The organism is Gordonia sp. NPDC057258 (assembly GCF_042668985.1).
GTDB classification, from domain to species: Bacteria; Actinomycetota; Actinomycetes; order Mycobacteriales; family Mycobacteriaceae; genus Gordonia; species Gordonia hongkongensis.
Map to the genome: position 1 here is coordinate 113,584 of NZ_JBHUXZ010000014.1, position 7,622 is coordinate 121,205.

Sequence of the window (7,622 nt, forward strand, 5' to 3'; positions counted from 1 at the left end):
CTCTGCGCAGGCGTTAACTGCAGGTGCACCCCAGACGACCTCTAGAGTGGAAGCAGGCTGGTCGTCGTCTATCCGCACCGGTTGTCCTCTGGGACCTCCGAGGTGGTCTCCGCGGCGGCCGGGGCGCTAGCAATGTGAGGGAGAACAATGTTCGAACGGTTCACCGACCGCGCGCGTCGGGTTGTGGTTCTGGCCCAAGAAGAAGCGCGCATGCTCAACCACAACTACATCGGTACCGAGCACATCCTCCTCGGCCTCATCCACGAGGGCGAGGGCGTGGCGGCCAAGGCGCTCGAGTCGCTCGGGATCTCGCTCGAAGGGGTTCGCAGCCAGGTCGAGGAGATCATCGGCCAGGGCCAGCAGGCGCCGTCGGGACACATCCCGTTCACCCCGCGTGCCAAGAAGGTGCTGGAGCTCTCGCTGCGCGAGGCCCTGCAACTCGGCCACAACTACATCGGTACCGAGCACATCCTGCTCGGCCTGATCCGCGAGGGCGAGGGCGTCGCTGCCCAGGTGCTGGTGAAGCTCGGCGCCGACCTCAACCGGGTCCGCCAGCAGGTCATCCAGCTCCTCAGCGGATACCAGGGCAAGGAGCCGCAGGAGGCGGGCACCGGCGGTCGCAGCAGCGAGTCCGGCACCCCGTCGACCTCGCTGGTCCTCGACCAGTTCGGTCGTAACCTGACCGCCGCGGCCTCCGAGGGCAAGCTCGACCCGGTCATCGGCCGGGAGAAGGAAATCGAGCGCGTCATGCAGGTGCTCAGCCGCCGCACCAAGAACAACCCGGTGCTGATCGGTGAGCCCGGCGTCGGCAAGACCGCCGTCGTCGAAGGCCTGGCGCAGGCCATCGTGAACGGCAAGGTCCCCGAGACCCTCAAGGACAAGCAGCTCTACACCCTCGACCTCGGTTCGCTGGTTGCGGGCAGCCGCTACCGCGGTGACTTCGAGGAACGCCTCAAGAAGGTGCTCAAGGAGATCAACACCCGCGGCGACATCATCCTGTTCATCGACGAGCTGCACACGCTCGTCGGCGCAGGTGCCGCCGAGGGTGCCATCGACGCCGCCAGCATCCTCAAGCCGAAGCTGGCCCGCGGCGAGCTGCAGACCATCGGCGCGACGACCCTCGACGAATACCGCAAGTACATCGAGAAGGACGCCGCACTCGAGCGCCGCTTCCAGCCCGTGCAGGTGGGCGAGCCGTCTGTCGAGCACACCATCGAGATCCTCAAGGGCCTGCGCGACCGGTACGAGTCGCACCACCGCGTCTCGATCACCGACGGCGCGCTGGTCGCCGCCGCCACGCTGGCCGACCGCTACATCAACGACCGGTTCCTGCCGGACAAGGCGATCGACCTCATCGACGAGGCCGGCGCGCGCATGCGCATCCGCCGGATGACCGCGCCGCCAGACCTGCGTGAGTTCGACGACCGCATCGCCGATGCGCGCAAGGAGAAGGAAAGCGCGATCGACGCGCAGGACTTCGAGAAGGCCGCCAGCCTCCGCGACAAGGAGAAGCAGCTGGTCGCCGAGCGCGCCGAGCGCGAGAAGCAGTGGCGCAGCGGTGACATGGACGTCGTGGCCGAGGTCGACGACGAGCAGATCGCCGAGGTCCTCGGCAACTGGACCGGCATCCCGGTGTTCAAGCTCACCGAGGAGGAGACCACGCGTCTGCTCCGCATGGAGGAGGAGCTGCACAAGCGGATCATCGGGCAGGAGGACGCCGTCAAGGCGGTCTCGAAGGCGATCCGTCGTACCCGTGCCGGCCTGAAGGATCCGAAGCGGCCGTCGGGCTCGTTCATCTTCGCCGGTCCGTCCGGCGTCGGTAAGACCGAGCTCTCCAAGGCGCTGGCGAACTTCCTGTTCGGCGAGGACGACGCCCTCATCCAGATCGACATGGGCGAGTTCCACGACCGCTTCACCGCGTCGCGTCTGTTCGGTGCCCCTCCCGGGTACGTCGGCTACGAAGAGGGCGGGCAGCTCACCGAGAAGGTGCGCCGCAAGCCGTTCTCGGTGGTGCTGTTCGACGAGATCGAGAAGGCCCACTCGGAGATCTACAACACCCTGCTGCAGGTCCTCGAAGATGGTCGTCTGACCGACGGTCAGGGTCGCACGGTCGACTTCAAGAACACCGTGCTGATCTTCACCTCGAACCTCGGTACCTCGGACATCTCCAAGGCCGTGGGCATGGGCTTCTCGTCGAGCGACGGGACCCAGTCGAACTACGAACGGATGAAGCAGAAGGTCAACGACGAGCTCAAGAAGCACTTCCGCCCCGAGTTCCTCAACCGCATCGACGACATTGTCGTGTTCCACCAGCTCACGCGGGAAGAGATCATCCAGATGGTCGATCTCATGCTGACCCGCGTGGAGGGTGCGCTGAAGAACAAGGACATGGCTCTCGAGGTCACCGACCGCGCGAAGGCCCTGCTGGCCAAGCGCGGCTTCGATCCGGTGCTGGGTGCGCGTCCGCTGCGTCGCACCATCCAGCGCGAGATCGAGGACCAGCTCTCGGAGAAGATCCTGTTCGGCGACATCGCTCCCGGACAGATCGTCCTGGTCGACGTCGAGAACTGGGACGGCGAGGGCGACGGCGACGACGCCCGGTTCGTCTTCACCGGCTCGGAGAAGCCGCGCATGGTTCCCGACGCACCGGTCGAGCTCACCAAGGCCGGCGAGGCCGACGCGAGCTGAGCGCAGCCCGTCTGAGCTGATCTGACACCAGCGGCGGCGTCACCCGACAGGGTGGCGCCGCCGTTGTGTTGTGCCCGGCTGGTGCGCGGTTCCGCGGATTGACACAGCCGACGCGGAGTGTCCCAGCGCCCGATAGCATCGATCTGTGACGAGCGATACATCAGAGGTCGGGCGCAAGTCCCGACAGGACCAGCCCACCATCACCGTCGAGCGAGATGGGGAGATCGCGATCTTCCGGCTCAATCGACCCGACCGGCTCAACGCCTTCACCATGCAGATGGGGGAGGAACTGCGGGCCGCGTTCGACGACACCGACGCTGACGACTCCGTTCGTGCCGTCGTGCTGACCGGCAACGGCCGCGCGTTCTGCGCCGGCGCCGATCTCGAGGCGGGCGGGTCCACGTTCGACGCCTCGTCGGTGGTGGACTCAGACGAGGTTCCAGCGGACGAGGGCGGGAAGTTGACGCTGCGGATGTTCGCCTCGCTCAAGCCGATCGTGGTGGCGGTGAACGGTCCGTCGGCCGGCGTCGGCGTCACGATGACGCTGCCCGCCGACGTCCGGATCGCCGCGGAGGACGCGAAGTTCGGGTTCGTCTTCGCCGCCCGCGGCCTGGTGCCCGAAGCCGCGTCGAGCTGGTTCCTGCCGCGGCTCGTCGGGTTGCCGACCGCACTGCAGTGGACGATCGGCGCGAAGATGGTGCCCGTCGCCGAAGCCCATGAACGCGGGCTGATTCAGCAGGTGGTCCCCAAAGACCAGGTGCTCGAGACCGCGATCGCCGTCGCCCGCGAGATGACCGCGAACAGCGCCCCCGTCTCGGCGGCGCTGACCCGACAGCTGTTGTGGCGGATGGCCGGTGCGCCCAGTCCGCTCGATGCCCACCACGCCGACTCGAAGGCGATCTTCTACCGCGGGCAGTCCGGTGACGTGTACGAAGGCGTCATGTCGTTCCTGGAGAAGCGTCCGGCGACCTACCCCAACACCGTGTCGGAAGATCTACCCGAGATCTTCTGATCACTCAGTCGAGGGTCCCGGCCTGGATGCCGATCTCGAGTACCACGAAGATCATCGCCAGCTGGATGGCGCAGCACCACGCAGCGGCCGGCCAGGCCGGGAGTCCTCGGCGCACGCGGCGGACGACGAGGGTCACCGACACCGCCACCAGCACCACGGCCGACCCGATGCCCACCCCGATGGCGACCTCGGTCCAGACCGGACTCCCGCACTCCTCGTAGGCGCACGCGTCGGTGACGAAGACCGTCAGACCCGCGACGGCGATCGTGATCAGCGCCAAGACGGCGTGCACCAACCCCAGCACCACCGACGCGAACGCGTCAAGGGTCGACACGGGTGGCTGCGGAGGTGGATTCTCGGCGGTCTCCTCGGTGGGCATCCGCCGACGATAGCGTCGGACATTGTCCCGCGGGACCGGCGCGCGGTGAAAAACTCCTGCAAACAGCCCGTGTGAACTGGGTGAACATCCGAACACGCCGGACATAAACGGTGGCAGCGTCCATCGACCGCGGTTATCGTGGCGACAGAGCAGGCCCGACCAACGAGAGGAGGTGACGCAGATGTCGATGGGTGACAAGGCTTTCGCCGGCGAGTGGCGGACGGCCCCCTCCGACCGTCCGTGCGGACTGAAGTCCGACGGAAGGCCGGGACCGATCACATCACGCGTCACCAGTTCCTGAGGTCATGAACCTCGGTGGTCGGCGAACTCACTCGCCCACGCATCGAGGAGCTGTCATGACCATCTTCGTCACCAACGCCGGACTGCAGATCCTGGCGCGCGTCACCTGGCGTCGCGCCGCGGTTCTGTTGACCACCGAGGTCGCGCGGAACGTCGAGGGCACGCCGCTGGTCCGCGTCGTCCATTCGCCGACGCTGTCCCTGCCGATCCACAAGGTGGTGGCGATCAAGCGAGATGCCTACCGCCCGTTCGCCGGTAAGACGATGGACTCCTACGCGTCGAACGCGACCATCCTGCGGCGCGATCAATGGATCTGCGCCTACTGCGACGGTCCCGCCGACACCGTCGATCACATCGTCCCGGTCTCGCAGGGTGGGCCGAGCACTTTCGGAAACCAGGTCGCGGCGTGCAAGTCCTGCAACGGTTTCAAGGCCAACCGGACGCCGCGCAAGGCGGGCATGGCGCTACGGCACGCCCCGTTCGTCTACGACCCCTGGGCGGCGGACCAGAAAGAGGTGTGGGAGATGTTCATCCTGCATCCGAAGACGGACTAGACGTTCGATCCGTTGCCGCCTGCGATCAGGTCGGCAACGGATCGGCGCCACGTTCGGCGAGGAGCATGGTCATGAGGCCGATCTCGTCGCCCTGGTCGCCGATCATCATGAGCGCGAGGTCCTTCGTCGCGGAACCGGTCCGCTCGTCGTTGTATGCCGCCTGGGCCATCGACATCCCGCCACGGTGGTGCCGAATCATCAACTGCAGGAACAAGATCTCCGCCTCGCCGAGTGGCAGGGTGGAAAGGCGGCCGATCTCGTCGATACTCGCCATGCCCGGCATCGGCGGAGGGGAGTCGTCGTGATGGGTGCCCTCGTGGTGAGGGTCCCCGCCAGACATCCACGACATCGGTTCGGTTGCCGTCATCGGTTCGTCGAACCACTGCAACCAGCCACGCATCGTGGCGGTTTCGGCGGTCTGCGTGTGGACGATCCGGTCGGCGAGGCCGCGGATCTCCGCGGTGACCCCCGGTACCGCGCCGATCGTCCTCGCCATGAGGATCGCCTGGTCGTGGTGCGCCGACATGTCCTGCGCGAAGCCGATGTCGGACACGCTCATCGCGGATGAGTCGTGATCGCGTCCCTGCCACACCGCCCCGACGACGACACCCATGGTGACGAGCAGGGCCGCGGTCACGCCGAGGACCATCGCGCGCACCAGCGGGACGCCGAGGCGAGAAGCGCTCATCCGATCGAGGAGTTCTGGTCCGGCGGTGGCGTGTACACCGCGGGACTCAACCGCAACACCTGGAAGCCGCCGTCGGAACAGGTGACCCGCAGCTCGTTTCCGCGGAACTCGGGTGGGGACATGCACCAGTCCGTCGACATGTCACCGCCGACGATCATCCCGCTACGTGGACCGACCATCTCGTTCAACCGGACCTTGCCGTTCGCGATCGACATACCGAGGCTGAGGAATTCGACGGCGGGCAAGCCCATCAGCGAGCCGACGACGTGCGGCGAGTTGGGTGACTCCGCGATCGTGGTGCCCTTGCGGGCCGGCGGGTTGTAATAGGCGATCTCACGAATCCGGTCGAAGTCGCGGATGTCGAAGACCCGGATACCCGACGATTCCCAGCCGCACGCGAGCGCGGTGGGATCGGTCGCCCGGTCGACCGTGCAGTAGTGCGGATTGCTGCTGAACAGCGACCCGCCGGCCGACGACCGCAGATTGGTGTCGAGGTGCTCGGGGAGATTGATCTCGAGTTTGATCTGCGCGGTGTATCGGGGCTTGTTCACCCGCGTCACGTCGAAGATCTTGACGCCGCCCGAACCTGCTTCGTCGGCGGTGACGATGTGGGGCCGGCCCCGGTAGGTGATCGGGATCGAGTGCTGGTTCAGCTGGCCGTCCGGCCAGAGATAGGCCGCGGTGTGCGGGACCTGCGGGTGCGGCCGTCGCTCCTGGACGTCGCTGACGTCGAGCACCGTCACACCCGCCATGTTGGACAGGTACATCCGGTTGCCATCTGGCGACATGCCGAAGCCGTGACCGAGGAACGAGTGGAGCCCCTGCCAGATCACGCGGGGCGACCGGGGATCGGCGATGTCGATGGCGCTGAGGTGCCCGGGGAACACCCCGGACGCCCAGTAGGTGCGGCCGTCGGGGGAGAAGCCGCCCTCGTGCGAGGTGAACGGCAACGGCGTCGTCGTGCCCGGGCCCGTGTTGAGGAGTCTGGGGCGGGTGCAGTCGGAGATGTCGTACACGGCGAAGAACCCGCCGCCCCAGAGCAACGGCACCGACGTGGCGGCCAGGAGCTTGCGTTCTTTGTTGACCTTCAGCGTCTCCCACGTGCCGCCGCGCATCGCCGGATCCGTCAGGGACCCGACGACTCGCGGCGCGCTCGGGTCGGATGCGTCGATGACCTGTACGCCCGGCGGGTTCACCCAGTTGTTTCCGGGGAACAGGCTGCCGGTGTAGCTGCAGTGCTCGAAGTTGGCCGAGACGATCCCGCCGCCGGCGCCGCGGACACCGCCGATCCGTGTGATGTTGCATCGGTAGCCGCGCATGCTGCGTCCGGACAGGCGGTCCTCGGCGCTGACGTCCCCCTGCAGGCCCGGTTCGGGGAGCGAGCCCGGTCCGCAGTCCGCCTGGGGAACCGCGACCTCGGAGATGTCGGGGAAATAGTGGTTGGCCGCGCCGGCCGGTGCCGCCACCAGCATTGTCGAGAGAAGCGTCGCGCCGGCCAGGAGGCAGGTGACGGCATGGCGACGACGGCGCCGGCGGGCCCCCGAACGGGCCGTGTGTCGCGCGTCGAACCGAGTAAGCATCATCGCATCCCCCGATCGTGATCTGAGACACGCTAGTGGGCGAGGAGAGACGACATCGGCGAATCGTCGAATTCGAACTGACGAACAGAGCCGGCCCGGGGTCTCCGGGCCGGCTCGTGTTGGGTGCGGGGTGCGTCAGACGTCAGACGGCGTCGCCGCCGTCGATGCTGCCGAAGTCGCCGACCTCGACGTTGCCTTCGTCGTCGACGGCGGTGTCGAAGGTGCCGTCGCCGTCGGTGTCGGCGACGGCGATGTCGGTGAGGCCGTCGGCGTCGGTGTCGGCTTCGATGATGTCGATCTCGCCGTCGGCGTTGGTGTCGTAGGCGATGGAGTCGGCCTGGCCGTCGCCGTCGGTGTCGAGGATGGCGTCGGTGGTGCCGTCACCGTCGACGTCGGTGAGTGCGGCGTCGACGGCTCCGTC

The 7,622-nt window shown here is 67.2% G+C and carries 7 protein-coding genes; 3 read left to right on the forward strand and 4 right to left on the reverse strand.

Features of this window, described 5'->3' with window-relative positions; all coding sequences use genetic code 11:
• Positions 1–147: 147 nt before the first annotated feature.
• On the forward strand, positions 148–2,688 hold the full coding sequence (locus tag ACFUEJ_RS12605) for an ATP-dependent Clp protease ATP-binding subunit (protein WP_058251205.1): 2,541 nt from the start codon (positions 148–150) through the stop codon (positions 2,686–2,688).
• Between the two features lie 145 nt (positions 2,689–2,833).
• Complete coding sequence (locus ACFUEJ_RS12610) at positions 2,834–3,700, forward strand: enoyl-CoA hydratase-related protein (RefSeq protein ID WP_311277725.1); 867 nt, start codon at positions 2,834–2,836, stop codon at positions 3,698–3,700.
• A gap of 4 nt (positions 3,701–3,704) precedes the next feature.
• Here the strand turns inward: ACFUEJ_RS12610 and ACFUEJ_RS12615 are convergent, their stop codons facing one another.
• Positions 3,705–4,079 carry a hypothetical protein gene (locus ACFUEJ_RS12615; protein WP_058251203.1) on the reverse strand — a complete coding sequence of 125 codons (375 nt, stop codon included), beginning with the start codon at positions 4,077–4,079 and terminating at the stop codon, positions 3,705–3,707.
• Between the two features lie 356 nt (positions 4,080–4,435).
• Here ACFUEJ_RS12615 and ACFUEJ_RS12620 point away from each other — a divergent pair, with 356 nt between their 5' ends.
• Positions 4,436–4,933, forward strand: a complete 498-nt coding sequence (locus ACFUEJ_RS12620) for an HNH endonuclease (RefSeq protein WP_058251202.1) — start codon at positions 4,436–4,438, stop codon at positions 4,931–4,933.
• 25 nt (positions 4,934–4,958) lie between these two features.
• Here ACFUEJ_RS12620 and ACFUEJ_RS12625 read toward each other — a convergent pair whose 3' ends face one another.
• From ACFUEJ_RS12625 to ACFUEJ_RS12635, 3 genes are all read right to left on the reverse strand, one after another.
• The gene (locus ACFUEJ_RS12625) at positions 4,959–5,621 is read right to left on the reverse strand and encodes a DUF305 domain-containing protein (protein WP_311277724.1); all 663 of its coding nucleotides are present in this window, start codon (positions 5,619–5,621) and stop codon (positions 4,959–4,961) included.
• On the reverse strand, positions 5,618–7,204 hold the full coding sequence (locus ACFUEJ_RS12630) for an LVIVD repeat-containing protein (protein ID WP_388029716.1): 1,587 nt from the start codon (positions 7,202–7,204) through the stop codon (positions 5,618–5,620). Before ACFUEJ_RS12630 ends, ACFUEJ_RS12625 begins: the two co-directional genes overlap by 4 nt.
• Positions 7,205–7,343: 139 nt before the next feature.
• A partial coding sequence (locus ACFUEJ_RS12635; protein WP_388029719.1) for a hypothetical protein occupies positions 7,344–7,622 on the reverse strand: 279 nt, incomplete at its 5' end.

Coding starts and splice junctions, on each gene's coding strand:
- ACFUEJ_RS12620 (WP_058251202.1), top strand. CDS start 4,436: ATGACCATCTTCGTCACCAACGCCGGACTGCAGATCCTGGCGCGCGTC.
- ACFUEJ_RS12625 (WP_311277724.1), bottom strand. CDS start 5,621: ATGAGCGCTTCTCGCCTCGGCGTCCCGCTGGTGCGCGCGATGGTCCTC.
- ACFUEJ_RS12615 (WP_058251203.1), bottom strand. CDS start 4,079: ATGCCCACCGAGGAGACCGCCGAGAATCCACCTCCGCAGCCACCCGTG.
- ACFUEJ_RS12605 (WP_058251205.1), top strand. CDS start 148: ATGTTCGAACGGTTCACCGACCGCGCGCGTCGGGTTGTGGTTCTGGCC.
- ACFUEJ_RS12630 (WP_388029716.1), bottom strand. CDS start 7,204: ATGATGCTTACTCGGTTCGACGCGCGACACACGGCCCGTTCGGGGGCC.